The 26,956-nt window shown below is 53.7% G+C and carries 19 protein-coding genes; 13 read left to right on the top strand and 6 right to left on the bottom strand.

Features of this window, described 5'->3' with window-relative positions; all coding sequences use genetic code 11:
- Window positions 1-141 precede the first annotated feature (141 nt).
- From H2508_RS10810 to H2508_RS10780, 7 genes are read left to right on the top strand one after another with little or no spacing between them, the layout of a single operon-like run.
- Window positions 142-1,092 carry a helix-turn-helix transcriptional regulator gene (locus tag H2508_RS10810; protein WP_182173114.1) on the top strand — a complete coding sequence of 317 codons (951 nt, stop codon included), beginning with the start codon at window positions 142-144 and terminating at the stop codon, window positions 1,090-1,092.
- Entirely contained in the window at window positions 1,089-4,661 is a 3,573-nt protein-coding gene (locus H2508_RS10805; protein WP_182173111.1) for a helicase-related protein, read from the top strand. Before H2508_RS10810 ends, H2508_RS10805 begins: the two co-directional genes overlap by 4 nt.
- Entirely contained in the window at window positions 4,658-6,334 is a 1,677-nt protein-coding gene (locus tag H2508_RS10800) for an AAA family ATPase (RefSeq protein ID WP_182173108.1), read from the top strand. The genes H2508_RS10805 and H2508_RS10800 overlap by 4 nt, the downstream gene beginning before the upstream one ends.
- Window positions 6,334-9,225 (top strand): DUF1156 domain-containing protein, encoded by a 2,892-nt coding sequence (locus tag H2508_RS10795; protein WP_182173104.1) that lies wholly within the window; start codon window positions 6,334-6,336, stop codon window positions 9,223-9,225. Before H2508_RS10800 ends, H2508_RS10795 begins: the two co-directional genes overlap by 1 nt.
- A gap of 11 nt (window positions 9,226-9,236) precedes the next feature.
- Window positions 9,237-12,017: a TrlF family AAA-like ATPase gene (locus H2508_RS10790; RefSeq protein ID WP_182173101.1), complete on the top strand. Its 2,781-nt coding sequence runs from the start codon at window positions 9,237-9,239 to the stop codon at window positions 12,015-12,017.
- 1 nt (window position 12,018) lies between these two features.
- Window positions 12,019-13,290 (top strand): ATP-binding protein, encoded by a 1,272-nt coding sequence (locus tag H2508_RS10785; RefSeq protein WP_182173098.1) that lies wholly within the window; start codon window positions 12,019-12,021, stop codon window positions 13,288-13,290.
- Window positions 13,287-16,142 (top strand): ATP-binding protein, encoded by a 2,856-nt coding sequence (locus H2508_RS10780; RefSeq protein WP_182173095.1) that lies wholly within the window; start codon window positions 13,287-13,289, stop codon window positions 16,140-16,142. Before H2508_RS10785 ends, H2508_RS10780 begins: the two co-directional genes overlap by 4 nt.
- Window positions 16,143-16,203: 61 nt before the next feature.
- Here H2508_RS10780 and mobI read toward each other — a convergent pair whose 3' ends face one another.
- Window positions 16,204-16,806 (bottom strand): conjugative transfer protein MobI(A/C), encoded by a 603-nt coding sequence (mobI, locus tag H2508_RS10775; RefSeq protein WP_182173092.1) that lies wholly within the window; start codon window positions 16,804-16,806, stop codon window positions 16,204-16,206.
- A 751-nt stretch (window positions 16,807-17,557) separates the two neighbouring features.
- Between mobI and H2508_RS10770 the strand changes: the two genes are divergently transcribed.
- From H2508_RS10770 to H2508_RS10760, 3 genes are read left to right on the top strand one after another with little or no spacing between them, the layout of a single operon-like run.
- Window positions 17,558-17,758, top strand: a complete 201-nt coding sequence (locus H2508_RS10770) for a helix-turn-helix transcriptional regulator (RefSeq protein WP_328799354.1) — start codon at window positions 17,558-17,560, stop codon at window positions 17,756-17,758.
- Entirely contained in the window at window positions 17,758-19,494 is a 1,737-nt protein-coding gene (locus H2508_RS10765) for a DUF927 domain-containing protein (RefSeq protein ID WP_328799353.1), read from the top strand. Before H2508_RS10770 ends, H2508_RS10765 begins: the two co-directional genes overlap by 1 nt.
- Window positions 19,487-19,729 carry a helix-turn-helix transcriptional regulator gene (locus H2508_RS10760; RefSeq protein WP_182173086.1) on the top strand — a complete coding sequence of 81 codons (243 nt, stop codon included), beginning with the start codon at window positions 19,487-19,489 and terminating at the stop codon, window positions 19,727-19,729. The genes H2508_RS10765 and H2508_RS10760 overlap by 8 nt, the downstream gene beginning before the upstream one ends.
- A 9-nt stretch (window positions 19,730-19,738) precedes the next feature.
- On the opposite strand, the gene H2508_RS15255 is transcribed toward H2508_RS10760, so the two are convergent.
- Both H2508_RS15255 and H2508_RS10750 read right to left on the bottom strand, forming a co-directional pair.
- A complete protein-coding gene (locus tag H2508_RS15255; RefSeq protein ID WP_182173083.1) occupies window positions 19,739-20,980 on the bottom strand; it encodes a tyrosine-type recombinase/integrase in 1,242 nt (413 codons plus the stop codon).
- Between the two features lie 186 nt (window positions 20,981-21,166).
- On the bottom strand, window positions 21,167-22,024 hold the full coding sequence (locus H2508_RS10750; RefSeq protein ID WP_220463689.1) for a YicC/YloC family endoribonuclease: 858 nt from the start codon (window positions 22,022-22,024) through the stop codon (window positions 21,167-21,169).
- A 156-nt stretch (window positions 22,025-22,180) separates the two neighbouring features.
- Here H2508_RS10750 and rph point away from each other — a divergent pair, with 156 nt between their 5' ends.
- A complete protein-coding gene (rph, locus tag H2508_RS10745) occupies window positions 22,181-22,903 on the top strand; it encodes a ribonuclease PH (protein WP_182173081.1) in 723 nt (240 codons plus the stop codon).
- A gap of 4 nt (window positions 22,904-22,907) precedes the next feature.
- Here rph and H2508_RS10740 read toward each other — a convergent pair whose 3' ends face one another.
- The gene (locus H2508_RS10740; RefSeq protein WP_182173078.1) at window positions 22,908-23,675 is read right to left on the bottom strand and encodes an exodeoxyribonuclease III; all 768 of its coding nucleotides are present in this window, start codon (window positions 23,673-23,675) and stop codon (window positions 22,908-22,910) included.
- Window positions 23,676-23,901: 226 nt separating this feature from the next.
- Here H2508_RS10740 and pyrE point away from each other — a divergent pair, with 226 nt between their 5' ends.
- Together pyrE and H2508_RS10730 are read left to right on the top strand one after the other, a co-directional pair.
- Window positions 23,902-24,546 carry an orotate phosphoribosyltransferase gene (gene pyrE / locus H2508_RS10735; protein WP_182173075.1) on the top strand — a complete coding sequence of 215 codons (645 nt, stop codon included), beginning with the start codon at window positions 23,902-23,904 and terminating at the stop codon, window positions 24,544-24,546.
- A 74-nt stretch (window positions 24,547-24,620) separates the two neighbouring features.
- A complete protein-coding gene (locus tag H2508_RS10730) occupies window positions 24,621-25,292 on the top strand; it encodes a hypothetical protein (protein ID WP_182173072.1) in 672 nt (223 codons plus the stop codon).
- Window positions 25,293-25,303: 11 nt separating this feature from the next.
- On the opposite strand, the gene slmA is transcribed toward H2508_RS10730, so the two are convergent.
- Both slmA and argB read right to left on the bottom strand, forming a co-directional pair.
- Window positions 25,304-25,939 carry a nucleoid occlusion factor SlmA gene (slmA, locus tag H2508_RS10725; protein ID WP_182173069.1) on the bottom strand — a complete coding sequence of 212 codons (636 nt, stop codon included), beginning with the start codon at window positions 25,937-25,939 and terminating at the stop codon, window positions 25,304-25,306.
- Between the two features lie 97 nt (window positions 25,940-26,036).
- Entirely contained in the window at window positions 26,037-26,939 is a 903-nt protein-coding gene (gene argB, locus H2508_RS10720) for an acetylglutamate kinase (RefSeq protein WP_182173066.1), read from the bottom strand.
- Window positions 26,940-26,956 lie beyond the last annotated feature (17 nt).

Raw genomic sequence — 26,956 nt, 5'->3', positions numbered from 1 at the left:
TTAGTTATTTTTCAATAACCTGAATGAACCTCAGCATCTTTTTGATGATAACCTATATCCAAAAACGGTCTGATATGGCACACTTTCTACCATTGTGTGTTTTGCAATGCCTTTATACCTCATTCACTGATAGGTGCGTAGATGGCCAAGGCCAAACTGGAAGACATCAGCCAGGCCCAGAAGGAACGCCTGTTTCATATTGATTTTAAACTCCGTTTCCTCGGTACGGTGTCCCGTGCTGACTTGGCAAACCGGTTTGGCGTCAAGGCAGCTGCGGCAACAAGAGATCTGTCGCTGTATAAAGAATTGGCACCCGACAACCTTAAATACGACACCAAGGCCAAAATCTACAATCCATCGCTGGAATTCACACCTCTGTTCAGCTATTCGCAAAACCAGGTATTAGCCGCGCTTGGCCAGGGCTTGGGAGATGATTATGTTGGCACCCATCGCCCACTGGTTACAGCGGAATCTCCCACTCAGCTCAATCCTCCGCAACTTGATGTTCTGGCCACCGTTAGCCAGGCGATTCATCAAAAAAAAGCACTGCATATTCAGTATCGCTCTCTCTCCAGCGGACTAACCAGCCGAGAAATATCGCCTTTTGCGTTGGTGGACAACGGCCTGCGATGGCACGTTCGAGCGTTTGACCGCAAACGGGAGCGCTTTACCGATTTCGTCATTAACCGCATCACCAAGCCTCGCCTGCTAAAAGGCAAACTGCTAGGCAATCACGAAAGCAAAGAAGCTGATATTCAGTGGAACCGCATTGTGGAGATGCACCTGGTCCCTCATCCGCAGCTCAAGCACCCAGAAACCATCGAGCAAGAATACGGTATGCAAAAAGGGATATTAAAGGTGCAAGTCCGCGCTGCCGTTGCTGGCTACGTCCTGCGTCGCTGGAATATCGACTGCTCTGAGAACCACGAACTGAACGGTGCCGAATACCACCTTTGGCTCAAAAATCATCAGACGTTATATGGGGTGGAAAACCTGCTCATTGCGCCCGGCTTTAAGCGAACCACCGACACAGCGACAGGCAGTCATGGAGAAGCTGTACTGACAACCATGGAATGGGGAGACGTTGAATGATCAAACTGGAAGACATCAAAAAAGATGCCCAAATTCGCGGCATACAAGGCAACGAAATTGTCCGGGTGGTACAAACTGAACCGGTCGGTGAGCATGCGCTCACGATCTACTACAAGGACAGCCAGGGCCGCCTGAACGAGCAGATGCTTTTCCGTTCCGACGAAGCACGCCTGGAACTAGCGGAAGCAGGCCGCCCCTGGGCCTTTGACGCTCCGGGCGCTGACTTCAAGCTTGGCCTGGAAGCCTATCGCATCACCCAGGCCGCACTGTTCGATCCCATGATGGCCGTGCATACCTCCAACGTCGAGCCGTTGCCGCACCAGATTTCAGCAGTGTATGAGGCCATGCTGCCCCGTCAGCCCCTGCGCTTTGTACTGGCAGACGATCCCGGTGCGGGTAAAACCATCATGGCTGGCTTGCTGATTCGTGAGCTGCTCATGCGTGCGGATGCTAAGCGGATCCTCATCGTTTCTCCTGGCGGGCTCACCGAACAGTGGCAGGACGAACTGCTAGAGAAATTTAGCGTCCAGTTCGAGATTTTCAGTCGCGAAAAACAGGAACAATGTGCCTCCGGCAACTTCTTTGATGAAGCCAACCAGCTTATCTGCCGCCTGGACCAGCTTTCCCGCAACGAAGACTTCCAGGAAAAGCTCAAGAATACCGAGTGGGATCTGATCATTGTTGACGAAGCACACAAGCTCTCCGCCAATTATTTTGGCAACAAGGTCAACAAAACCAAGCGGTTCCAACTCGGTGAAATGCTGGGCTCCATAACCCGCCATTTCCTACTGATGACCGCAACGCCCCACAACGGTAAGGAGGAAGACTTCCAGATCTGGCTCTCTCTGCTGGATGGCGACCGCTTCTACGGCAAATTCCGTGAAGGCGCACACAAGGTCGATGTCTCCGACATGATGCGTCGCATGGTCAAGGAAGAGCTGCTCAAGTTCGATGGCACTCCGCTCTTCCCGGAGCGGCGTGCCTATACCGCCAACTATGAGCTGTCCGATGCCGAGGCCGAGCTTTATGCCGAAGTGACCAACTACGTCCGCAACGAAATGAACCGTGCGGACAATCTCGACGGCAAGCGCAAAGGCACAGTTGGCTTCGCTTTGACCATGCTGCAACGTCGTTTGGCGTCAAGCCCCGAGGCTATTTATCAGTCGTTGAAACGCCGCCGCAAGCGCCTGGAAGCCCGTTTGGACGAAATGAAGCTGGTTGCACGGGGCGAAGGGCTTAAAAAAGCTGGCCAGAATGGCGTGGCGGAAACCCTTGGCGAGTACCAAGTCACGAAGAAAATCGATGTGCCAGACAACATCGATGAGATGGATGAAGAGCTGAGCGCGGAAGAGTACGAACTCATCGCCGATCAAGTCGTAGACCAAGCCACCGCCGCCGAGACCATTCCCGAACTGGAAGCCGAAATCGTCATCCTCAAAGACCTGGAATATCAGGCAATGACCGTGGTGCAGTCTGGCAATGACAAAAAATGGGAAGAACTTTCCCACCTGCTGCAAGACCGGCCGGAGATGTACACCTCCGGCGGTAACCGCCGCAAGCTCATCATCTTTACCGAACACAAAGACACCCTGAATTACCTCGTACAGCGCATCAGTGGATTATTGGGTGACCCCGGTGCCGTGCTCACCATTCATGGCGGTACCAACCGCGACGCCAGGCGCAAAGCGCAGGAAGAGTTCCGCAACAACCCAGACGTGCTGGTATTGGTGGCGACCGATGCTGCCGGTGAAGGCGTGAACCTGCAAAACGCCAGCCTTATGGTCAATTACGACCTGCCCTGGAACCCCAACCGGCTGGAACAGCGCTTTGGCCGCATTCACCGAATTGGACAAACCGAAGTCTGCCATCTGTGGAATCTGGTCGCCAATGAAACCCGGGAAGGCGATGTATTTCAGAAGCTGTTCGACAAGCTGGAAATCGAAAAACAGGCGCTGGGCGGCAAGGTCTTCGATATTCTTGGTGAAGCCTTCGAAAACAAATCCCTGAAAGATCTGCTCATCGAGGCAATTCGCTATGGCGAGTCGCCCGAGGTGAAAGACAAGCTCAACCAGGTGATTGACGGGGCACTGGATACTGATCATCTGAAGGAAATCCTACGCCGCAATGCCCTCGTCGAGCAGCATATGTCACTGGAAGACCTTTACGCTGTGAAAGAGGAGATGGAGAAGGCCGAAGCCCGCAAGCTCCAGCCCTACTTCATCCGCGCTTTCTTCACTGAGGCGTTTCAGACACTGAGCGGAGAAATGCGCCCCAGAGAAGCAGGTCGCTACGAGGTACGCCATGTACCGGCAGCTATACGTGAGCGGGACCGTATTATTGGCGAGAGCCGTACTCCGGTACTGAAAAAGTACGAACGAATCTGTTTTGAAAAGCAGCTTGTCCGGGTGCCGGGCAAGCCCATGGCCGATTTAATCCACCCAAGTCATCCGCTGATGCACGCTGCAACGGACCTGATTCTTCAGGCGCACCGCAGCAAACTCAAGCAGGGTGCCGTGCTTGTAGATCCGAACGACGAGAGCACTGAGCCAAAAATTCTGTTTATGGTGGATCACACCATTCGCGAGAGCATGAGCGACGGCGGCGACAAAGACAGCGGTAAGTCCACTGTTGCCTCCCGCCGACTGCAGTTTGTGGCGATTGATCAGCATGGCAATACTACCCATGCCGGCTGGGCGCCTCATCTCGACTTACAGCCCATCGACGACTACGACCACAAGCTGGTTCAAGACATCCTGAACGCCCCCTGGGTCACTGGCAACCTCGAAGGCCTGGCCCTGAATCATGCCTCCCAGCATCTGGTGCCGGAGCACTATCAGGAAGTAAAAACCCGCCGGGAGCGGCAAGCCGACAAAGTGCTGGCCGCCGTACACGAGCGGCTGGTTAAGGAAATCAGCTACTGGTCTGATCGCTACATCAAACTCACCGACGATGTAACCGCAGGCAAACAGCCCCGCATGCAGCCAGAGATGGCCCGCCGCCGGGTGGATGAGCTGACCGAGCGCCTGAACCAGCGCAAGCGGGAACTGGAAGCCATGAAAAGCGTGGTCTCCAGCACCCCGGTCGTAATCGGCGGTGCTTTGGTTATCCCCCAGGGCTTGTTGGCCATGCGCAAGGGCGAAACCACCTTTACCGCCGATGCGCAGGCCCGCGCTCGCATTGAACAGGTGGCCATGAAGGCCGTTACAGATCATGAGCGGGCACTGGGACACACAGTCAAGGATGTCTCAGCCGAGAAATGCGGCTGGGACATTACGGCCAGGCTCCCAGCGAAGCCAGATGGTTCATTGGTGCCGGATCGGCATATCGAGGTCAAAGGCCGCGCCAAGGGACAGGAAACCATTACTGTCAGCCGTAACGAGATTCTGTACGCCCTCAATCAGGCCGACAAATTCTGGCTCGCCATCGTCATTGTGGACGGCGACAGCCATGAAGGCCCTTTTTACGTAAAAAACCCATTTACAACCGAACCGGATTTTGGCGTGCCTTCGGTGAATTACGAGCTCAAATACCTGCTATCAAAGGCAGAGCAGCAGGAGACAGGCTTATGAAGCTAGAAAAAATTACTATTAGAGATTTCAAGCGCTTCGCGAATCTTGAAATTTCGAATATTCCTTCGACCGCCAAATTGGTACTACTTACCGGACCAAATGGAAGTGGGAAAACCTCGCTTTTTGAAGCCTTTAATTATTGGATGAAAATATCAGCGCGCCAAGACTGGAACTACGATCCTGACTACTATCTGAGACCAATAGACAGTCTTGCGCTGACTCCAGAAAGGGCGAAAAGAACTAGAAACTTGGCTCAGGAAACGTGGGACAAGATTACTCCGAATTTTCATGGATTGAATGAGGAAATAAAGCACGATCAAGAGGCTTGCAGAAAAGCTTTTTATATCCGATCAGCGTATCGACATTCTCCGGATTTTACTATCGATGGGCTTCAAAAGCTTGATGACATCCTCAATGACTCAAGTAGAGCTTCGAAGCTAGTGCTCTCCGAGTCCCGAGTTCAGGACAACTATCAACGCCTTGTCGGCATGAGTTTGGAAAGTTTATACGACAATGAGCAAAGAGATAGAACAGCCGGACAGATTACTGATGAATTAATCGGCGAAGTAAAGAAAGCCATGCTCAAAGTTTTTGATGGACTAGTTCTTGAAGGACCTGGTAATCCATTAGAGGGTGGCACATTTCGTTTCACAAAAGGAGACTCTTCAAATTTCCACTATAAAAATTTGTCAGGTGGAGAAAAAGCTGCATTCGATCTTCTTCTAGATTTCATTGTTAAACGTAAAAAGTTTGACGACACCATATTTTGTGTTGATGAGCCAGAGTTGCATATGCACACGAAGCTTCAAGCGACACTACTCGAAGCAATGTTCGATTTAATCCCAGACAACTGCCAGCTATGGCTCTCAACGCACTCTATCGGCATGGCCCGCAAGGCCGCTGAACTCAATTCAGCCAACCCAGGGCAAGTAGCGTTCATTGACTTCCATGAACAAAATTTTGATCAGCCCGTGAGGTTAGAACCAATAAAACCTGGCAGGCAGTTCTGGCAACAAATGTTCCACACTGCCCTTGATGATTTGGCAGAGCTTGTTGTACCTGAGTATGTCGTTTTTTGTGAAGGCCGAAAAGTTAATCAAACGGGAAAAAAGCCAAGCTTTGACGCAGCTGTATATCAAAAGATATTTAGCCCCTGGCATCCACAGATTGAGTTTATTCCTTTAGGCGGCACCAATGAAGTTCAACTTGATGGGAAGGCGTTTGACTATCTACTTACCAAACTCGCCCCTGGCATAAAAACCTGGAAAGTTCTTGACCAAGATGATCGAAATTCAGTCGAAATTGATCAATTAAAGGATGAAGAAACATACGTCCTATCTCGCAGGGATATCGAAAGTTTTCTGTGGGATGACGAAGTTTTACTGAAACTTTGCGAAATTCACAACTCGCCTGAAGCTTTTTCAGAAATACAGCTAGAGAAACAGTCACAGATTCAGTCTCTCCCAGGGCGAGGCAAGCCCGCTGATGACATTAAGGCCATATCCGATAGTTTATACAACAAGTGCAAGCGAGTACTCAACCTGCACGGTTGCGGAAACACAGCGGAAGCCTTTTCTATAGAAAAGCTTGCACCGTTGATTCAACCCGGAATGGCCGTTTATGAAGAGCTGGCTGAAGCGGTATTGGCACCTTTGAGAATACAGGATAAATAATGGTTCAAGTTAAATCTCCTAGAAAATTAATAGAAGTAGCGCTGCCGCTCGATGACATAAATGTCGCTGCCGCTCGCGAGAAATCCATCCGCCACGGCCACCCCAGCACGCTGCATCTGTGGTGGGCGCGCCGGCCTTTAGCTGCTGCGCGGGCGGTGTTGTTTGCCCAGTTGGTGAATGACCCCGGCTATCAGCGCGAGTTGGGTTATGGGGTGAACAAAAAAGAGGCGGAGATCAAGCGGGAGAAGCTGTTCCAGATCATTCGCGACCTGGTGAAGTGGGAGAACACCAACAACGAAGAGGTCTTGAACCGCGCCCGTGAAGCGATCTGGGAAAGCTGGCGAGAGACCTGCCACCTCAACCGCAACCACCCGCAGGCTGCGGAGCTGTTCAACCCCGACAAGCTGCCCGCTTTCCACGACCCTTTTGCCGGAGGCGGTGCCATACCGCTGGAGGCCCAGCGTCTGGGGCTGGAAAGCTACGCCAGTGACCTGAACCCGGTGGCGGTGATGATCAACAAGGCGATGATCGAGATTCCGCCCAAGTTTGCTGGGCAGCCGCCCGTAGGCCCCTTGCCGGAGGGCGAAAAGCAACAAAAGATGATGGAGAACTGGGCCGGTGCCAAGGGCCTGGCTGAAGACGTGCGCCGCTATGGCCACTGGATGCGTGAAGAAGCCTTTAAGCGCATTGGTCACCTCTACCCAAAGGTTGCGATCACCCCGGAGATGGTGTCAGAGCGACCCGACTTGAAAGCCTATGAAGGCGAAGAACTGACCGTAATCGCCTGGTTATGGGCCAGAACGGTGAAAAGTCCCAACCCTGCATTTGGCGATGTGGATGTCCCCTTGGTGCGCTCGTTTGTGCTTTCTTCCAAAAAGGGCAAGGAGGCTTGGGTGGAGCCGGTTATCAAGGATAACAATTATCGCTTTGAAGTCAGGATGGGACTGCAACCCGCCGGAGCAATTGAGGGCACGGTGAAGCGCACCGGCGCGACTTGCATCATGTCACAGACAGCGATGCCATTTAAATATGTCAGGGAAGAAGGTAAAGCCGGTCGCATGGGCGAGCGGTTGATGGCCATCGTGGCGGAGGGTACTCGAGGTCGGGTTTACCTCTCGCCAACTGACGAGATGATTCAGGTCGCCCGATCAGCTCAGCCCGATTGGAAACCAGAACACAAACTGCCGGTGAACCCACGGGACTTCAAAACACCGAACTACGGACTTAACACTTTCGGCGACCTCTTTACCCCTCGCCAACTGGTGGCCTTAACCACCTTTTCCGATCTGGTGCAAGAAGCCCGTGAAAAAGCCATTGCCGACGCTAAAGCCGACGGCCTGCCGAATGACGGCCAAGGTCTGGCCCAAGGCGGCTCAGGGGCTACGGCTTATGGGGAGGCTGTGGCTGTGTATTTAGCGTTCGTAATAGAGCAGGTTGCAAATCACAGTTCAACTGTTTGTGGTTGGAATTCAGCGAATACACAAATGCGGAGTGTTTTTGCACGTCAAGCGATTCCGATGACGTGGGATTATGCCGAAAGTAATATTTTCTGCTCTTCTTCAGGAAGCTTCAACAATCTATTCGAAAGAATGATCAAGGGCTTTGTCGCTTTGGGATGTGGCCATCCAGGAATTGCTCAACAAGCGGATGCGGCTGTTCAGGACATTTCAAGCCATAAGGTTATTTCTACAGACCCGCCTTACTACGACAATATTGGCTATGCTGATCTTTCAGACTTTTTTTATGTTTGGATGCGAAGAGCACTGCGCGGCGTTTATCCGAGCTTGTTCGCGACCATGGCTGTACCAAAAGCGGAAGAACTCGTTGCAACACCATATCGCCATGGCGGGCGGGACAAGGCCGAAACTTTCTTCATGGATGGCATGACACGCGCTATCCACAACATGGCGGAGAAGTCCCACCCCTCCTTTCCAACAACTATTTATTACGCGTTCAAACAGTCGGAAACCCAGGATGGCAGCACAACCAGTACTGGGTGGGTGACCTTCCTAGAGGCAGTTATTCAGGCTGGATTTTCTATTGACGGCACATGGCCCGTACGAACAGAGAAACAGGGTCGGGTTATCGGTAATGGCACCAACGCACTGGCGTCTTCAGTGGTTCTAGTCTGCCGCAAACGCGAAACCAACGCCGAGTCCATCTCCCGTCGCGATTTTCAGCGTCAACTGCGCGAAGAAATGCCCGAGGCCCTGGAGACCATGATCGGCGGCCAAACCGGCCAAACGCCCATCGCGCCGGTGGACCTGGCCCAGGCCGCCATCGGCCCCGGCATGGCCATCTATTCCAAATACGAAGCGGTGCTAAACCAGGACGGCACCCGTATGAGTGTTCACGATGCCCTGGTACTGATCAACCGCGCCATAACCGAGTATCTGAGTCCAGATTCCGGCAGTTTCGATGCCGATACTCAGTTCTGCTCCAGTTGGTTCGAACAGTATGGCTGGAGTGCAGGCCAATTTGGCGAGGCCGATACCCTAGCGCGCGCCAAGGGCACCAGCGTGGATGGCGTCAAAGCCGCTGGTGTAGCCGAATCCGGGAGCGGCAAAGTACGTTTGCTGAAATGGTCCGAGTACGAATCCGATTGGGACCCCACCAGCGACGCCCGAACGCCCGTGTGGGAAGCTTGCCACCAAATGATCCGCCGGCTCAATAACCAAGGCGAATCCGCTGCAGGTGAATCGCTGGCCAAAATGCCGGAAAAAGGCGAAGCCATCCGCCAACTGGCCTATCACCTTTATACCCTGTGCGAGCGCAAGAAGTGGGCCGAGGAGGCACGCGCCTACAACGAACTGATCGGCTCCTGGCACGCCATCGTCGCCGCCTCTCATGATGTGGGGCACAAAAATGAACAACGCGGTCTGGACTTTTGAGGACGCATTCGATGACAAGCACTGATTGGCCCTATCCCGGCTCGCGTTGGTGGAAATTTGATTTTCACACCCATACACCACAGTCCCACGATACGCCTTGGTATAAACAACGCCTATCCTTCACTCCCGAGGACTGGCTTCTGCGCTATATGTCAGCGGGGATCGATTGCGTCGCCGTTACAGACCATAACTCTGGTGCCTGGATCGATACCCTGAAAACTGCCTACGCGCGGATGAAGGCTCAGGCGGATCAGGGAGAACCGCCCGAGGGATTTCGGGAGCTGACGTTATTTCCAGGCGTCGAAATCTCAACACAGGGCGGCGTACACATGCTGGCGTTGTTTGATCCTGCCGCATCAACCAGCGATGTCGACTCCCTGCTCGGTGCTGTTGGATACCAAGGTACGAAAGGTGACAGCAATGGTGTTACAAGCAAGGGCATCGCCGAGGTCCTTAGCGCCATACTAACCGCAGGCGCTGTCCCGATTCCGGCTCATGCCGATCAAGAAAAGGGACTACTAAGATGTCAGCCAGAGTGCAAAAAGAGCCAGCTTGACGCCAATACACTTCGCCAGGCCATTGGTGTAAAAGGACTGTTGGCCGTGGAGTGGTGTGACGGCAGCAGCCCCTGGCCGGAGTGTGTGGCAGATGCAGAAAATCGTCTCGCCCGTGTGGTGGGTAGTGACTGTCACAGCTTCCAGGGCAACGCCGTACCGGGCAGTCGGTTTACCTGGGTCAAAATGGCTAGTCCCACTCTCGAAGGGCTGCGCCTGGCACTTCTTGACGGTAATGGTGTGTCGATTCGGCGCAGCGATGACGGTGAGTTTAACCCGTTCCGGGTGCCACCTCATGCAATTACCGCCATAGATATTGAAGGGGGCCGCTATATTGGCAATGGCCGGATCGCACGACTTGAATGCTCGCCTTTTTTCAATGCCATTGTGGGTGGCCGGGGTACGGGAAAATCCAGCGTGGTGCATGCCTTACGCCTGGCTGCACGTCGCGAACAGGAATTAACGCAACTCGGGCCAGATAGCGAACCCCGTGCCCAGTTTGACGATTTTCGCAAAACTGCCAAAGGACGCGATGACAAGGGGGCGTTGCGGGACAACACCGAAATTCGCGTGGAATGGAAACACGATGAGGCCCAGTTACGTTTGCGGTGGCGTGCCGATGGCGAGGGCGTCGTCGTTGAGGAAAAGGATGGCGACCAATGGCAAGCATCAAGTAGCCAGAGTGTGAACGCGGCACGCTTTCCGTTGCGCATTTTCTCTCAGGGGCAAATAGCGGCAATGGCCGGAAGTGGTCGGCAAACCTTATTGTCGATTATTGATGAAGTCGCCAATGTGGAGCCTTTGAAGCAGGCCTTTGAGGAGGCAAAACGCACCTTCTTTACCCAACGCGCCCGGCTGCGCGAGTTGGATGGCAAACTCGCCGGAGAGCCTGAGGTTAAACGCAAGCTGGAGGAAACCAGCAAGAAGTTGGCCGCTCTGTCGCAGACGGACCAGGCTTCCGTACTAAAGGCTTATGGTCAATCGCAACACCAGTCCCGGGAGGTAAAAACCCTGTTCGAGCAGTTGCAGGATGACGCAGGCCGTATCTCCGCGCTGGCCGAGCAAATCATACTGGATGATTGGCCGACGCAATACTTCACAGAGCAGGACACGGATATCCTGGCTCTGCGCAAGGAAATTGACGCCCAGATCGTACAGGTTCGCACTGGGTTGCAGGAGCAGGCAAAAAAGGTCAGTGCCATTGTTGAGTCCGTTGAGAAAGACCCACGCTATTCGCAATGGACCGCACGTGTTCAGGCTACGCAGCAAGCACATACAGAATTACAGCAGAAACTCGCAGCCCAGGGTGTTAGCGATCCGCAAGCTTTTGCCCGATTGACGCACGAGAAGCAGCAACTTGAATTGCAGTGCAAGGCTTTCACGAAAATGCGTAGCGACCGTGAGGAGTTGTCCCGTCAAATAGGTGCGCAACAAACATTGTTGAGCGAGAAACGGGTGGCTCTCACTCAGGCGCGCAACACCTTCGTGCAACATACTCTGGCCAACAACACCCATGTGAAAATCGCTGTCGTGCCTTATGGTTATGACGAACGTCAGCTGGAGCGCGAGGTGCGCGAATTGATCGACGTAGGAAATGATCGCTTCGCGGAAGATATTTTGAGATTTGATAACGAAGAGCCTTCCGGGGGGCTCGCGTTTGATCTGGCGAAAGCGGTTGAAGCTGAAAAAGAATCCGCCGTTGAAGCCGTCAAGGAGCGATTAATCAATATGGATGGTGTGGGTGGACACTTTCGGAATGCGCTGCAACGTAAGCACGAAAAGCCAGAATTCGCAGACCATATTGAGGCCTGGTTTCCAGAAGATGACCTGCGCATCGAGTATCAGCGCGAAGGCAGCTGGCACCCGATTAGCCGAGGGTCACAGGGTCAACGCTCTGCAGCATTATTGGCATTCTTACTTGCGTTTGGTGAGGAACCCATTGTTCTCGACCAGCCTGAAGATGACCTCGACAACCACTTGATATACGACCTGATCGTGCGACAGATTCGCGAAAACAAGTTGCGTCGTCAGCTCATTATTATCACCCACAATCCCAACGTAGTTGTAAATGGCGATGCCGAACTGGTGCATGTGATGGAATTTGGGCGCGGGCAGTGTTACGTGCAGCAAAGCGGCGCTCTCCAGGAGGTCGAACTGCGCAATGAGGTATGCAGGGTGATGGAAGGGGGGCACGAGGCCTTTTCTCGGCGCTGGAAGCGATTAGGAGCGGAGTTTTAGTATGTTTGGCACACGTAGCGAATTGCTTGAAAAAATCCGGCTGGGCGAAGACGGCTTTCTTGAGCTTAAAGAGGTCCGTTTTGCGGGCGACAAAATCCGGGGACCTTCGCAGGCAGACCTTGCCGACGAAATGGCAGCCTTTGCGAACAGCGCCGGCGGTGTGGTGATGCTCGGCGTTGAGGACAGAAGCCGTGAAGTTGTAGGCATTCCACTGGAACGGCTGGATGCTGTGGAAACGTTGGTGCGTGAAGCATGCGAACAATCCATCAAGCCACCCTTGGCCCCTATTATTGAACGCATGACGTTGCCGGATACCGGCGGTAGTGAACAGCCAGTCATTCGTATTGATGTTTCTCGCAGCCTGTTCGTGCATCAAAGCCCTTGCGGCTATATGCAGCGAGTGGGGTCGTCGAAACGCCCGATTCCGCCGGACCAACTTGCGCGACTGTTTCAGCAACGCAGCCAGTCCCGCCTGATCCGTTTCGACGAAACACCGGTGACCAAAGCAGCAATGGCGGACCTGGATGAAATCCTTTGGAAGCGGTTTGTACCGGCGCAACACCACAACGCGCCCGAGACTGTGCTGGATAAGCTGGCGATGGCCGCTCGTGATGATCAGGAAGTATGGCGGCCCACCGTTGCGGGATTGCTGATGGCTAGCCATGAACCGCAACGTTTTTTGCCGGGGGCTTTTATTCAGGCCGTGGCTTATCAAGGCACACACGCCCTGCCTGAAGCCGAAAAGGCTTATCAGCGGGATGCTCAAGACATCACGGGGCCACTGGACCAGCAAATACTGGGTGCCTGCGCTTTTGTGCGTAAGAACATGCGGGTTGCGGCTCGAAAGCGCGCTGAGCGCGGACGTGAAGATTTGCCCCAGTTCGATCTCCTCGCCATCTTTGAAGCGGTTACCAACGCCGTCGCCCACCGGGATTACTCAATGGGCGGTGCCAAAATACGGCTTCGCTTGTTTGATGACCGGCTGGAGCTGTACTCACCCGGTATGCTGCCCAATACCATGACGCCTGAGAGTTTGCCATTCCGTCAGGCCGCACGAAATGAGGCGCTTACCAGCCTATTGGCTCGCTGCCCTATCGACGATGACACCTTGTCATCACACCGACAACACATCATGGATAAACGTGGTGAGGGTGTCCCCATTATTCTTGAAATCAGTGAGCGTCTATCCGGAAGACGCCCGGAATATCAGCTTAATGACGAGAGTGAGCTGAAGCTGACGATATACAGTGCACAGATGGAGAGCGAGCTATGAGCCTGAAACCCTGGCGCGAAATCGCCCAACCTCATAAAGATGTTCTGGAAGGCTCTTTTAAACAGTCTGAGTTCGCCGCCGACATCTCACAGGTAGCCGGTGGAACCGCACCTGACGAGTATCAGAATGCCGAGAAGTTTTTCTCTCGGACCTATATTACTGAGGGGATGCGCCTTTTGCTGATCTCCGTGGCCCAGCGTCTGGCAGGTCATGGTGGTGATCCAGTCATTCAGCTTCAAACGGCATTCGGTGGCGGCAAAACACACACCATGCTGGCCGTTTACCACCTGGCCAGCCGTGAAGTCAGCACCGACAAACTGATGGGCATTCCCCCAGTGCTGGATGAAGCTGGCATCAGCGAGTTACCCCGAGCGCGTATAGCGGTGATCGATGGTATTCGCCTGTCGCCCAGCCAGGCCCGCACCTACGGCTCTATAACTGTAAATACAATTTGGGGCGAACTGGCCTGGCAGTTGCTCGGCGAGGAAGGGTTTGCCCTGGTCGCCGACAGTGACACCGACGGGACCTCACCGGGCAAGGACGTGCTGAAAGAACTGCTAAGCCGCGCCGCGCCCTGCGTCATTCTGATCGACGAACTGGTGGCGTTTACCCGACAGCTGGAGCTGGGCAAGCAATATAAAGCCGGCACTTTTGATAGCAACATCAGTTTCATTCAAGGACTTACGGAGGCACTCAAGGCCGTACCCAATGCAATTCTGCTTGCCTCTCTGCCCGAATCTGAGCTGGAGGTGGGCGGTACCATGGGTCAGCGTGCTCTGGAGTCGCTGGAAACGTATTTTGCCCGTGTGGAGTCTGTTTGGAAGCCGGTGGGCTCTCGTGAGGCCTTCGAGATTGTTCGCCGCCGATTATTCGAGAGTTCTGGTGAGCGAGCCGAGATCGAAGGCATCAGTCGACAGTTTTCAGACTTCTACCGGCAGCACGCCGACAAGTTTCCGGTGGAGACCCAATCCAACGAATACTTTGAGCGACTGTGCTCTTCATACCCGATTCACCCTGAGGTGTTCGATAGACTTTATGAAGACTGGTCCACTCTGGACAAGTTTCAGCGAACCCGTGGTGTGCTGCAGTACATGGCGATCGTAATTCATCGCCTGTGGAACTCCGACAATCGGGACGCGCTTATCATGCCCGGTTCGTTGCCGCTGGAAGACACCAATGTGCGCAACAAGAGCATTCACTATCTGCCCCAAGGCTGGGAGCCGGTTATTGAAAAAGAAGTGGATGGGCCGCGTTCTATCCCCGCTGACATTGATGGCCACCACACCTTGTTCGGTGGAGTCCAGGCTGCCCGGCGCACTGCACGCAGTATTTTTCTGGGCAGTGCCCCTTCCAGCCAGGAACAGATGATACGCGGCATACAGGCCGAGCGGGTTTTACTGGGCACTGTGCAGCCGGGACAAACTATCGGTGTGTTTGAGGATGTACTCAAGCGGCTACGGGACCGTTTGCACTACCTGTACGCCGAGCAGGACCGCTATTGGCTGGACACCAAGCCCAACCTGCGCCGAGAGATGGAAAGCCGCAAACAAAACATCAATGAGCGCGACGATCTGATTCCCCTGTTGAAAGAACGAGTGCATCGATCGTTCGGGAGAAATCACCACTTCGGCGGCATCCATGTATTCACGCCGTCCGTGGATGTGCCCGATGACTACGGCTCAGGCCCTCGCTTGGTGGTATTGCCCGCTCAGGCTGGTTATAGCCGCACTGACACCAACCAGGCCTTTGGCGAGGCGGAAAAAATTCTGCGCAACCGTGGCGAGCAACCCCGCCAGAAGCAAAACCGCCTGATCTTCCTGGCACCCGACTTTGACGTGGTCAGCCGCCTGAAGGAACAGGGCCGGATCTTCCTCGCCTGGCGTTCAATCGTGGCAGATATTGAAAGCGGTACGCTCAATCAGGATCTGTCGCATCTGAACCAGGCCAAGCGCAATCGTGACGGAGCAGAACAATCGCTTACCCAGCTCATCCGCGAAACCTGGAAATGGCTGCTGGCTCCTGTTGAAAACTTTTTGAAGGGACGCCCCGAGTTGAACTGGGAAGTGGTGTCTATTCCGCCGACCGCTCCGAATCTCATTCAAAGTATTGAAGATAAACTGCGAGAAGAAGAGTGGCTGGTGTACGAATGGTCGCCGATTCATCTACGCAAGGTGCTAAATGACTGGTACCTGAAGGACGGTGTGACAGAAGTCAGTGCGCTGAAAGTCTGGCAAGACAGCTGTCACTATCTCTACCTGCCCCGGTTGGTCAACGACCAGGTGTTTCGCAACGCCATCAGCCAGGGTGTGGAAACCGAAGATTATTTTGCGTACGCCTCCGGAAAGGAAGGGGATCGATACCTGGGCTTTAGCTTCGGACGAGGATCAATTGCCCCGTTGGACGATTCATCGCTACTGATAGAGCGTGAGGCAGCAGCTTCCTATGCTGAGAAGCAACGTCAGGCGCAACAGCCTCAGCCTGGAGAAGACACGGGGAGCAACACAGGCAGTGCAGGCGGAAGCGGCGGCATACAAACCGGTGGTGGCGTTCCTGTCTGTACTCCACCTAGCGTTGTTGATGACAATGGGAGTACTGGCGCCACCGGCTCCGACGCGGTAAAAACCCACTTTTACGGGACCACCGCGCTCGACCCCGTTAAGGCTAAAATGGATTTTGCCACCATTGTGGATGAAGTGGTTCAGCAGTTCACTGCGCAACTGGGTGTTGAGGTGACAATCTCGGTCGAAATCGAAGCCAAGAAGAAAGATGGTTTCGACGAATCATTGCAGCGAACCATTAAGGAAAACTGCAACGTACTGAGGTTCCACTCTTCGGAGTTTGAAGAGGATTGATCCAGTAAATCGTGAAGGCCGTGACCCACTTTCGGGTGCGGCCTTTCGTGTCTTCCTGATCCTACCTTTTAGAGGTACCCTCAGTTTTGGCAGCCTTGGCAAGCGGGGCCAGTGTTTCCTCCAGATAAGCCTCCAGTTCAGCCACTAGGTGGGCGCTGGATTTCAGTGTTCTCCTGAGTTGCGTCAGATTAGCGTTGAGCCTGCGAATCAGTTCAAAACCATCTTCGATATCTGCAATGACGGGTTTTTCCCAGTTCTGGGCACGCACGAATGCCGACTTGAAATGGCGGTACCGACCTTGTTTAGAAATATGTTCGCTGTAAACGGCGTATCCGGTTCCGTTTTTCTTTAGCACGAATGAATTGTAAAACCAGGACAGTTCCAGTTTTCTTCCCCTTAACCTTACCCGGCAGCCATGATGGCCCGGGTAACCCTCCGTCTGGTCCGTCCGGTGGGCAATATTGTGCTCCCAATGCACATCACAGATGCGCTGGGCGATGTATCGGTACCTGGCTTGCTCAACGTCAATCAAGTCAATAAGCGTCTGCAAAAATGCTTTAGATTGCTTAATCGCGGCCTGCGTGCCTCGGGTGTGGTCAACCCCTTCTAACCGACTTACCTTACACCACTGTTCGACCACTTGCCGTTTGTTCATTCGCGTCATTTGCTTACTCCTCTCGTTCTGAACGCATGAATGATGCTAACCGGACTTGGTCATTTTGATGGGCCGTGCTTTTGCCTTTTTCGGGCGCAACAAGCATCTGAATGAAAAAACGTCTTCCGTTGCCAAGGGACTTTCCAGTTTCTTTCCACATAACTATCTGATTTGGGACCTTCCCGATTCGCTCCCAGACGGCCCGTCATTGGCCGCCTGGGCTTTGAGTGCCGGTTACCATAATTCATTTGGGACCTTAAGCTATCCGCCGCGACCAGGCCTTTACTCACCACTATTTAGCATGGGCCACACATCCCCCCATGGCTGTGGAACGATTCCTCAACCACATCGGTTAACGCAAAGGGGCTTGGAAAGGACCTTTCGAAGGTTGTTTACGATTCGGGAGCATGTGGCAGGTTTACCGGGTCTCGAAAAGCGACTTTGTGAGGCTGTCCTGATCAGTGCGCGGTAGCTGACGCCAAAAACTTTCACATGTGAAAGTCACTCGACGTTACCGTTCCGTGAACCGATACCGTGATGGTATCGGGCACCAAATACTGCTCAAGTTTTCATCAGAAATGCATTGAAAACCGCCTATTCCAACGAAAAAAAGCTCAAACTAAGAATATTTAGTATTTAAATTCAGCTGGTTACAGATATATTTCTCTTTGCGCCCGAATTGGGCAACTCCAGAGTTCTGGTCCAGACTGCGGATTACTCACAATACTCCTGAAATTTAAAAACGCACCAGGAGTATTCAATGAGACCCATGTTTTCCAGTGAAACCAACGAACGCTTACTCACCTACGAGGAAGTTTGCGCCGTCACCCAGCTTTCTCAGGCCACGCTGCGGAGGTATGTACAGGCCGGTCGTTTTCCGTCTCCCATTAAACCTAACCCACAGGGACGAGCTGTCCGATTCCGGATCCAGGATGTTCGTGACTGGCTGGACCAGCTGTGATGGGGGCACAAATGACATTTCAGTTGAGGGATTCGGGCTTGTACTGCTATAGCTCGGAGCAGTGGCAGCGCGTTGGCGGGTGGATTGAGGTTATTGCCAGAACGCGCCTCTCGAATAAGACTCACGGTCACGGTGCGCTGCTACAGTGGAAAAACATGGACAGCGTTCTGCTGAGAGAGGTGGTTTATGCACGGAATTTGAATGGGGACAACGCGCGCCAAATACGAGAACTGCTGGTGGATACCGGTTACCCGCTGGAACCCGGCAACCTTAGCTGGACACGACTGCAACACTACCTACTAGAGGAGATGGCAAAAGCGCCGCCCGCGATCACGGTTGATCGCACAGGCTGGCATGATACCGTCTTCGCGACGAGCGGCTGGACGGCAGGTCAGGCGAATGAGCAACATCATTTTGTCGGGCAACTCTTAACGTCACCCATTCTGCAAGAAATGGGCTCTCTGCAGGACTGGCAAGTCCACGTAGGCCGGCTCTGTGCGGGAAATCCCCTGGCGATGTTCAGTGTCGGCGTGGCTCTGGCTGCGCCAATGCTGCAGCCCGCCGACCTGGAGAACGGTGCCTTCCACCTTGCAGGCCCCTCCGGATCTGGGAAAACCACAATGCTTCAGGTGGCCACCAGCGTTTGTGGTGCACCGACGTTCATGCGAAGTTGGATATCGACCTCTAACGGCCTGGCGGCAGTTTCTGCTGAGCATAATGATATGTTGCTGGCACTCGATGAAATCGGCTTGGCCAAGCCCGAAGACGTCGATACAGCCACATACCACATCATGAATGGCGCAAGTAAACTTCGCGCTAAAATCACCGGAGACCTCGCGCCTCAGACTCACTGGCGCACGTTGGTACTAAGCTCAGGTGAAATCTGTCTTTCAGATATTTTTCAGCAACTTGGGAAGCAGGTGAAAGCGGGGCAAGAAAACCGCCTTGTTGAAATTCCCGTTTTCGGGCGCTTTGGCGCATTTGATGATTTGCATGGGCTTTCAAGCTCTCAGGAGTTGGTCGATACGCTAAAAAGCCACACCAGACAATACTACGGCACTTTATTTCGCGAATGGGTCGAGCGCCTGACCGACGACATTGATGAGCTGCCCGCTTACATCCAGCGGGAAACCAGGAAACTGCTGAATTTGTGGGTTACCCCACATATGGCCTCTCAGGTAATCCGTGTGCTCAAGCGCTTTGCACTCGTAGCCGTAGCACTGTGCCTCGCATGCAGGAACTATATCGTGCCCTGGACGGAAGCAAGCTCAGTGCAGGCCGTGGAGAAGGTCATAGCGGCTTGGTTACAGAATCGTGGCCACTTTTTTGATACCGAAGAACATCGTGTACTAACCCGCCTACATCGCGCAGTTGTTGGCTGGACCCATCGCTTCGCCAAAATCGAGCTTGGGGATTACGGAAGAATGATCGGCCTTAGGCGTGACGTGAACGGCGAAAGACAGTGGCTGATTCCGAAAAATACCTTTCTAGAAGAGCTGGGCTTACCAAGTCGCTATATGCGGCACATCGCACCGCTCTTTCAGAAGGGCTTCCTGGAAACAAATGAAGAAAGTCGCGGAACCGTGAAAATTAAGTTGCGGGATCGCTCCGAGAGATTTTTTGCACTATGGCCTGATCGGGTACGAGCATTCTGGAAGGAGCTACCCGATACTGACGAGCTTTCCCAGTTTCCCAGTATTCCCACTGATGATTCGGAGGTAGCAGAGGATGAGTGATAAAAGCTTCTGCCCGCCCCCGGAAGAACTGCGAACCAAGTTGCTGGCCCGTTCCGGGCAGTGCGAACGACTGGTCCGGGAACCAGATCGCCGCGCGATTACCGGCGTCAGCCGCACTCAATGGTGGTCGTTGGAACGAAAGAAAATTGCTCCGGCGCGACTAAAGCTGGGCTGTAATTCGGTAGCCTGGCGATTATCCGATCTGCTGGCCTGGATTGAACAGCAAGGGGCCTGAGTGGCCCCTTTACTCTCCAGAACTGACCTCACCTCTCACGATGGGCGCTAACCATTCACAGAGCGCCTCGTGAGCTGCCCTCCGTTCTTCAAAATATGCATGCTTGTTATACACACGGTCCGTCCGGTTGCCGGGTAACTGATTCAGGCAGCGCTGGGCCAGATTGTCATCAAAGCCAAGTTCCCCCAGCTTCGTTCTGGCCGTACCACGCAAATCGTGGACACGGCGCTTGTCGAATGAGAAGAAATTCTTCTCAAAGAGTTTCTTGAGCGCGTGGTTAAGCGTATTTTCACACACGTGCGGAGTCCGGGCCTTTTTGCTGATCCTGCGGGCTGGAAAGACCCACTCACTACCGCATGAGCGCACCTTCAGTTCGTTCAGCCATTCCACTGCAGGCTCCGTGAGCGGAATATCGATGGCTCTTCTCTTTTTTGTCCTCTCTTCGGGCAGATACCAGATGCGGTTCTCCAGGTCGAATTCCGACCAGGGTGCTGCCAGAAGCTCCATCTTTCGTGTACAGGTCGCTATCAACAGGGCGCAGGCCAGGTAATTCTCTCGGCTGAACTGCGCCGGAATCACCCGAAGCCTGGTGAAGAACTCGATAACCTCTGGTTCCGTCATTGGGTAGTTGGCGGCCTTCTCCTCCCCACCGGCATCTCTGGGGCGAAATGGCGAGGCGGGATTGAACCTGGTGACATCCAGTTTGATGCCATGGTCGAACAGGTTCCTCAGCAGGCGCATCAGGTCGTTTGAAATGGTCGGGCGAGGCTTATTGTCGTCATAGCCGTTGGCGACATCGCGCAGGATCTCACTGACATCCACTGGCCGAATTTTATCCAGCTCCACCTTCCCAATACGCCAGGCGACCTCGCGCTCGTACAGGCTCTTCTCTTTCTGGTGGGACGCTATCTCGCGCTTGCGAAGCTCGTAGTAGTCGGCGTAAAGGTCATTGAGTGTTTTGAAGGGGTTCTGGTTGACCTTCTGCCGCTCCTGCACCGGATCGGCCCCCTCCCGCTTAATCGCCAACCTCAGCTTCGCCGCCTCATCGCGGGCGTCTGCCAGTGACCAGTCTTCTACTTTCCCGATGGTGTATTCACGCCGAAGCTTGGTCGCTGTTGTGGTGTAGCGCAGCATCCAGTAGGCGTCGCCACGCTTGGGGGTCATGAGATAGAGGCCGTTGCCATCGGCATGCCGCACGGATGGCTTCTCTTTGATTAATTTCTTGACGGTTTTGTCGTGTAGCTTGCCCACCTTCCTGCCTCAAAACAAATTGGGGAGTACAATCTCGCCGACACAATATAGCGAGAAAATACTCCCCAATCTACTACCCACCACTACCCAAACTTGGCAGAACTTACACGAACACGTTGGTCATCAAAATTTATTAAGTCTCTGAATTTAAAGACAACAAAGAACACTTCTGAACAGCCAAGAACATCATTCAATATTCTGCACCTGCTCCCGCATCTGCTCAATCAACACTTTGAGCTCCACCGCACTCTGAGTGGTGCTGATCGCCGTTGATTTGGAGCTGAGTGTATTGGCTTCGCGGTTAAATTCTTGCATCAAAAAATCGAGCCGCCGGCCGCAGGGGCCGCCTTTGTTGAGGCTGTGGCGAACTTCTGCGATATGGGCATCTAGGCGGTCGAGCTCTTCGTCGACGTCAGCCTTTTGAGCCATAAAGACAAGCTCTTGCTCTAAACGCCCCTGGTCAATGTCCACCTCTAAGTCTTGAATACGCTTAATCACCCGTTGGCGCTGCTGCTCCATTAGCTGTGGCAACTGCTGACGCAATTGGGCGAGCTCGCTAGCGACTTGCTCAAGCCGCTCTAGAATCATTTGTTCGAGCTTCTCCCCCTCTCGGGCTCGATTTTCGCGCAGGCTATCTAGGGCCTGCTTAAAAAGCGCTGTTGCCGACTGCTGCAGTGCCTTTTCACTGTCTTCGGGGCTTGTGCAGACACCGGGGAAAGCCAAGACCTCCAGCGGGTTCAGAGCTTGGCTCTCTGGAGAGAGCTCGGCGATCTGCTGCGCCGCACTCAGCACTTGCTGAAGTCGTGCCGAGTCAATATTGAGTGCGCTGCTGGCGGTTACCCCCTGGCTCTGCAGGCGCACGAAACAATCGAGCTTACCTCGGGCCAGGGCTTTGCTGGCCTGCTCTCGGAAGCCGCTCTCCAGTGAGCGCAGGCTGTCGGGAAGTTTAAAGTTGCAGTCCAAATAGCGGTGATTGACCGTGCGAATTTCTACGGTGAGGGTGCCCATATCGGTACTCATCGACTCTCGAGCAAAGGCGGTCATGCTGTGGATCATTGGCAAACAAACATCTCTGACATAAGTAAACGAATGAGTGTAGCAGTTTGATATCGCCCCTCACAGCGGCTGCGCAGACTATCCTGCAAGTGATATCCCGCTGGCGTATACTTCGCCCCCTTTACCAATAGGAGTTAGCCCCTCATGCAGCGTCCCAGTGGCCGAGCGCCCAATCAACTTCGAGATATAAAGATTACTCGCAACTTTACCTGCCACGCCGAGGGTTCAGTGCTGGTCGACTTTGGCGCCACCCGAGTGATTTGTACCGCATCGGTGGAAGCTGGGGTGCCGCGATTTTTGCGTGGTAGCGGCAGTGGCTGGGTCACGGCGGAGTACGGCATGCTGCCGCGTTCGACGGGCTCGCGGATGGGGCGCGAGGCGGCTCGTGGTAAGCAAGGTGGGCGCACGGTTGAAATTCAGCGCTTAATTGGCCGTTCTTTGCGTGCTGCGATTGACCTTAAAAAGCTCGGCGAACACACCATTACGATTGATTGCGATGTGATTCAGGCCGATGGTGGTACCCGCACAGCCGCAATTACCGGTGCCTGTGTGGCGCTCGTTGATGCGCTTAACTATTTGCAGCGCAAAAAACTGATTGTACAGGATCCTTTGCGGCAGCTGATTGGCTCGGTGTCAGTGGGTGTGTATCAGGGAGTGCCAGTATTGGACCTGGACTACCCAGAGGACTCCTCTGCCGATACCGATATGAATGTGGTGATGGGCGAGGACGGCGGCCTGATCGAAGTGCAAGGCACTGCTGAAGGTGCGCCATTTCAGCGCGAAGAGTTAAACGCGATGCTAGACCTCGCCGCAGCGGGGGTCAGCGAGCTGATCGGCCTGCAGAAGCAGGCCTTAGCAGAGGGCTGAGCTTTTAGCTCAGCTCGATGTCGTAATCCATGATGACTGGGGCGTGGTTGCCAAACTCTCGTGCTTTGTAAATCACGCCGTAGTCCACATTGTATTTCAAGCCTTTGGAGACAATGTGGAAGTCGCTGCGCCAGCCATTAGAGCCGCGCTCGCCATCGGGCCACCAGCTGAACTCGTCATTGTCTGAGTTGACCTCGCGGAAGGCGTCGACATACCCCCCCTCGATCAGCTCATCCATCCACTGCCGCTCTTCAGCGAGAAAGCCAGACTGAGTGCTGTTGCGCTCAGTGTCCTGAACGTCTGCGGCGGTGTGAGCAAACTGCCAATCACCGCAAATAATGAACTCGCGGCGCTTGTTGCGGATTTTGAACAAGTGGCCTTGTAGCAGCTGATAAAACTCGGCTTTGCGAGCGAGTTGTTCTGCATTACCGGTCTCGGCACTGGGCGCTAATAGGCAGCCTACACTCAGGTTTTCGTAATCGGCCTGGATGTAGCGTCCTTCCATGTCGAAATCGGCAAAGCCCAAGCCGGTCATAATGGCTTTGGGTAGCTGACGGCAGTAAATAGCCACGCCATTAGCCTTGCCGTTGACGTCATCAAAGAAGTAGGCGTTGTATTCCGGAGGGAAATACACACTGTCCTGTAAATCGTATTCACTGCACTGAAGGTTTTGGATGCAGACGAAATCAGCATCCTGCTCGCTCAGCCAGTCGTAAAAGCCCCGCTTGGCAGCATTTTTGATGCCATCGGCGCTGAAACTGATAATCCTCATTCATGATCCCTTATTAGGCGAGGGTGTATGATACCTGAGCCTCTCAGGTCAAAGCACTTTGCGGGACGTACAAAACCCACTCCCACACTGATACACACAAAAGAGCTGGATAAAAAACACAGCCTAGTTGCCGAGCCTGTTATTATAGACGCTCAAATCCCCACCTTATACAGCAAAAAGCGGATTGGTGGAATCCGCAAACCTCGCGAAAGGACATTTCTCTATTATGCAAAGGTATCAGACTGAGTTTATCGAGTTGGCGCGTCACTACGAGGTGCTCCGTTTTGGCGAGTTCACTTTGAAGTCGGGGCGCAGCAGTCCCTACTTCTTTAACGCAGGTGCTTTTAACAGCGGCAAAGCGCTGGCGGCACTGGGTCGCTGCTATGCCCAATGTATTGTTGATTCAGGCTTGGAATTTGATGTCTTACTGGGGCCGGCCTACAAGGGCATTCCACTGGCAGCGGTTACCGCAGTTGCCTTGGCTGAGCAGCACAATCGCGATGTGCCCTTTGCTTACAACCGTAAAGAAGCCAAAAATCATGGCGAGGGCGGCGTCTTGGTAGGCGCTCCGCTTAAGGGCCGAGTATTGGTGATTGACGATGTCATCACTGCTGGCACTGCCGTGCGTGAGGTGATTGCTATGATTGAGAGCGCCAATGCGACCCTTGCAGGGGTGGCGATAGGTCTCAACCGGGAAGAAAAGGGCGCCGGTGAGTTGTCCGCTATTCAGGAAATCGAGCAAGCCCACCAGATCCCTGTGCTGAGCATTATTAATATGAGCCATATTATTGAATACTTAGAGCAAGCTGGTGATTCTGCCGAAGCTTTAGCTGCGATGAGACAGTATCGCGAGCGCTACGGCGTGAGCTAAGTGGCTATTGTTCAGCTGCGATGCTCTGCGGTCGCTACTTGTGCCCACTAACTGAGCGACTTATATTTGAGCCTATGATCATTCAGCGCATTATTGTCAGGCAGCTAGTATTGTTGCCTCTGCTGTTTTGCTCGGCGCTATCGGCGTCCGAGCAGCGCTATTATCGCTACATTAACCTTGAAGGGAATGTAGTGATAGATCACCGTGTGCCGACTGATTACGCCGGTCATGGCTATCAGGTGATTAATGCCAAAGGTGCAGTACTAGAAGATGTGCCGCGACTGCTTTCGGCGGATGAGCGCGCAGCGCGAGTCGCACAGATGATTGAGGAAGAGCAGGTCAGAGCGGCGCAGCAGCAAGCGCAGAAACGAGATTCGAATCTTCTGCTGCGCTATAGCAGTGTTGAAGACATAGAGGCCGCTAAAGCGCGAGCACTGCGCGACTTGCGAATTCGTATCAGTATTCTCCAGGGCAAGTTGAGAAGTTTGAAGCAGAAAATAGAGGCTTCTCAAGTCCAGGCCGCTGACTTGGAGCGCCAGGGGCGTGAGGTGGATAGTGCTTTGCTCAAAGTGATGGACGACTTGCGACATGAGCTGCGCAGCACAGAGCAAAATATAGCCTCTCGCAAGGAGGAGGTAGCTAAGGTGGCGGCTGAATACGACAGCGACATTAAGCGCTTTGAAGAGTTATTGGTGCTGGTTGAATTGCGCCGTCGCAAAGAGCGCGGCCAGTTAACTGAGCGCTGAGCGCTGCGATCCTAACCTGCGAAAGTGCTGTTTCTTCCCGCTAAAGGCTTGCTGAGCGCCTCGCGGAAAAAGCCTTCCATAAGTAAGCACCACTGGTCTTGCCAGCCCTCAGTGGGCGAGCGACTAAAGCCACTGCGGACAAACTGTGAGATTCGCCCTTCAGCGCTGGCCATTAGTAAGTTGGCAGCTTCGGCTAAGGGAATCGCAGGGCGCAGCCCCTCGCGGACTTCAGCTTCGCGAATGACCTGCCTCAGCTGTGTTTCGTAGCGGTCGAATAATTGTGCCACCCGCTGGTGGAGGCGCTCGGTTTCACCGGCGAGGGCGTCGCCGGTCAGAATGCGGGTTATCCCAGGGTTGCGCTCGCTAAAGGCTAGCAGCAGTGAAAGCATTTTTTCGCAGCGCTGGGCAGCAAACTCTTCTTCATGAAGAATAATACTGATGCGACTGAACAAGGTGTCTTCGATGAACTCGATCAGCGCTTCAAACATCTTTGATTTGCTGGGAAAGTGACGATATAAAGCCGCCTCGGATACGCCGACTTGCTGGGCTAGACCAGCGGTGGTGATCCGATTGCCAGGGTTTGCCTCCAGCATCTGGGCTAGGGCTTGCAGGATTTGTTGTCGGCGTTGTGATTTTTTTTGTGACATTTCGCTCACAGTCGCGTCGTGTGGCAAGTCATGCTAGCCCTAACGCGAGGGCCCTGCAATACAAAGCCCTGGCTTTATCGCTAGGTGGAGACTAGGCCTAGGGTGTGCGGTTAGAGATCAGCGTGCCGATACCTACATCGGTAAAAATTTCCAGGAGCACAGCATGTGGCACCCGGCCATCGATGATGTGCGCGCTAGAAACGCCACCTTTAACCGCGTCCAGTGCACAGGCAATCTTAGGTAGCATACCGCCGGTGATGGTGCCATCTTCAATCAGCGCATCCACTTGGGGGGTGCTCAAGCCGGTGAGGATTTTGCCGTCTTTATCTAACAGCCCCGCTACGTTGGTTAGCAGCATTAGTTTTTCCGCCTGCATTACCTCGGCGATTTTGCCGGCAACCAGATCGGCGTTGATATTATAGGTGTTGCCTGCACTATCGACGCCAATAGGCGCGATAACGGGGATGAAGTCACTGCCTATCAAGACCTTCAAAACAGCGGTATCAATTTTTTCTACTTCGCCAACCTGGCCAATATCGACAATCTCCGAGGCGCCAAGCTCGGGGCTATAGCGGTTAACCTTTAACTTGCGCGCCTGAATGAGTCCGCCGTCTTTGCCGGTCACGCCGATAGCTTTGCCGCCATTGCGACTGATAGAAGACACGATCTCCTTGTTGACGCTGCCGCCTAAAACCATTTCTACCACATCCATCGTTTGCGAGTCGGTGACACGCATACCATTAATAAAGTGGGATTGGATGTTGAGTTTTTCTAGTAGCTTACCGATTTGTGGGCCGCCACCGTGGACTACCACTGGGTTCATGCCTACCAGCTTCATTAGCACCACGTCGCGAGCGAAGCTCTCGTGCAGCGCCGGATCGACCATGGCGTTTCCGCCGAATTTGACCACCACGGTACGACCGCTGAAGTTTTGTATGTAGGGCAGGGCCTCAGTGAGAACTTCGGCAACGTTAAGGGCTGATTCGCGATTCAGTGACATAGTGCTTCCATCAGGGC

The organism is Sediminihaliea albiluteola (genome assembly GCF_014077625.1).
GTDB lineage: Bacteria > Pseudomonadota > Gammaproteobacteria > Pseudomonadales > Halieaceae > Sediminihaliea > Sediminihaliea albiluteola.
The sequence above is the reverse complement of the archived record's forward strand: the minus strand, read 5'-3'. Positions and strand labels throughout refer to the sequence as shown.

What these genes read in the sequence shown, in the direction of transcription:
- H2508_RS10810 (WP_182173114.1), top strand. Translation starts at nt 142, where the DNA reads ATGGCCAAGGCCAAACTGGAAGACATCAGCCAGGCCCAGAAGGAACGC.
- H2508_RS10805 (WP_182173111.1), top strand. Translation starts at nt 1,089, where the DNA reads ATGATCAAACTGGAAGACATCAAAAAAGATGCCCAAATTCGCGGCATA.
- H2508_RS10800 (WP_182173108.1), top strand. Translation starts at nt 4,658, where the DNA reads ATGAAGCTAGAAAAAATTACTATTAGAGATTTCAAGCGCTTCGCGAAT.
- H2508_RS10795 (WP_182173104.1), top strand. Translation starts at nt 6,334, where the DNA reads ATGGTTCAAGTTAAATCTCCTAGAAAATTAATAGAAGTAGCGCTGCCG.
- H2508_RS10790 (WP_182173101.1), top strand. Translation starts at nt 9,237, where the DNA reads ATGACAAGCACTGATTGGCCCTATCCCGGCTCGCGTTGGTGGAAATTT.
- H2508_RS10785 (WP_182173098.1), top strand. Translation starts at nt 12,019, where the DNA reads ATGTTTGGCACACGTAGCGAATTGCTTGAAAAAATCCGGCTGGGCGAA.
- H2508_RS10780 (WP_182173095.1), top strand. Translation starts at nt 13,287, where the DNA reads ATGAGCCTGAAACCCTGGCGCGAAATCGCCCAACCTCATAAAGATGTT.
- mobI (WP_182173092.1), bottom strand. Translation starts at nt 16,806, where the DNA reads ATGACGCGAATGAACAAACGGCAAGTGGTCGAACAGTGGTGTAAGGTA.
- H2508_RS10770 (WP_328799354.1), top strand. Translation starts at nt 17,558, where the DNA reads ATGAGACCCATGTTTTCCAGTGAAACCAACGAACGCTTACTCACCTAC.
- H2508_RS10765 (WP_328799353.1), top strand. Translation starts at nt 17,758, where the DNA reads ATGGGGGCACAAATGACATTTCAGTTGAGGGATTCGGGCTTGTACTGC.
- H2508_RS10760 (WP_182173086.1), top strand. Translation starts at nt 19,487, where the DNA reads ATGAGTGATAAAAGCTTCTGCCCGCCCCCGGAAGAACTGCGAACCAAG.
- H2508_RS10750 (WP_220463689.1), bottom strand. Translation starts at nt 22,024, where the DNA reads ATGACCGCCTTTGCTCGAGAGTCGATGAGTACCGATATGGGCACCCTC.
- rph (WP_182173081.1), top strand. Translation starts at nt 22,181, where the DNA reads ATGCAGCGTCCCAGTGGCCGAGCGCCCAATCAACTTCGAGATATAAAG.
- H2508_RS10740 (WP_182173078.1), bottom strand. Translation starts at nt 23,675, where the DNA reads ATGAGGATTATCAGTTTCAGCGCCGATGGCATCAAAAATGCTGCCAAG.
- pyrE (WP_182173075.1), top strand. Translation starts at nt 23,902, where the DNA reads ATGCAAAGGTATCAGACTGAGTTTATCGAGTTGGCGCGTCACTACGAG.
- H2508_RS10730 (WP_182173072.1), top strand. Translation starts at nt 24,621, where the DNA reads ATGATCATTCAGCGCATTATTGTCAGGCAGCTAGTATTGTTGCCTCTG.
- slmA (WP_182173069.1), bottom strand. Translation starts at nt 25,939, where the DNA reads ATGTCACAAAAAAAATCACAACGCCGACAACAAATCCTGCAAGCCCTA.
- argB (WP_182173066.1), bottom strand. Translation starts at nt 26,939, where the DNA reads ATGTCACTGAATCGCGAATCAGCCCTTAACGTTGCCGAAGTTCTCACT.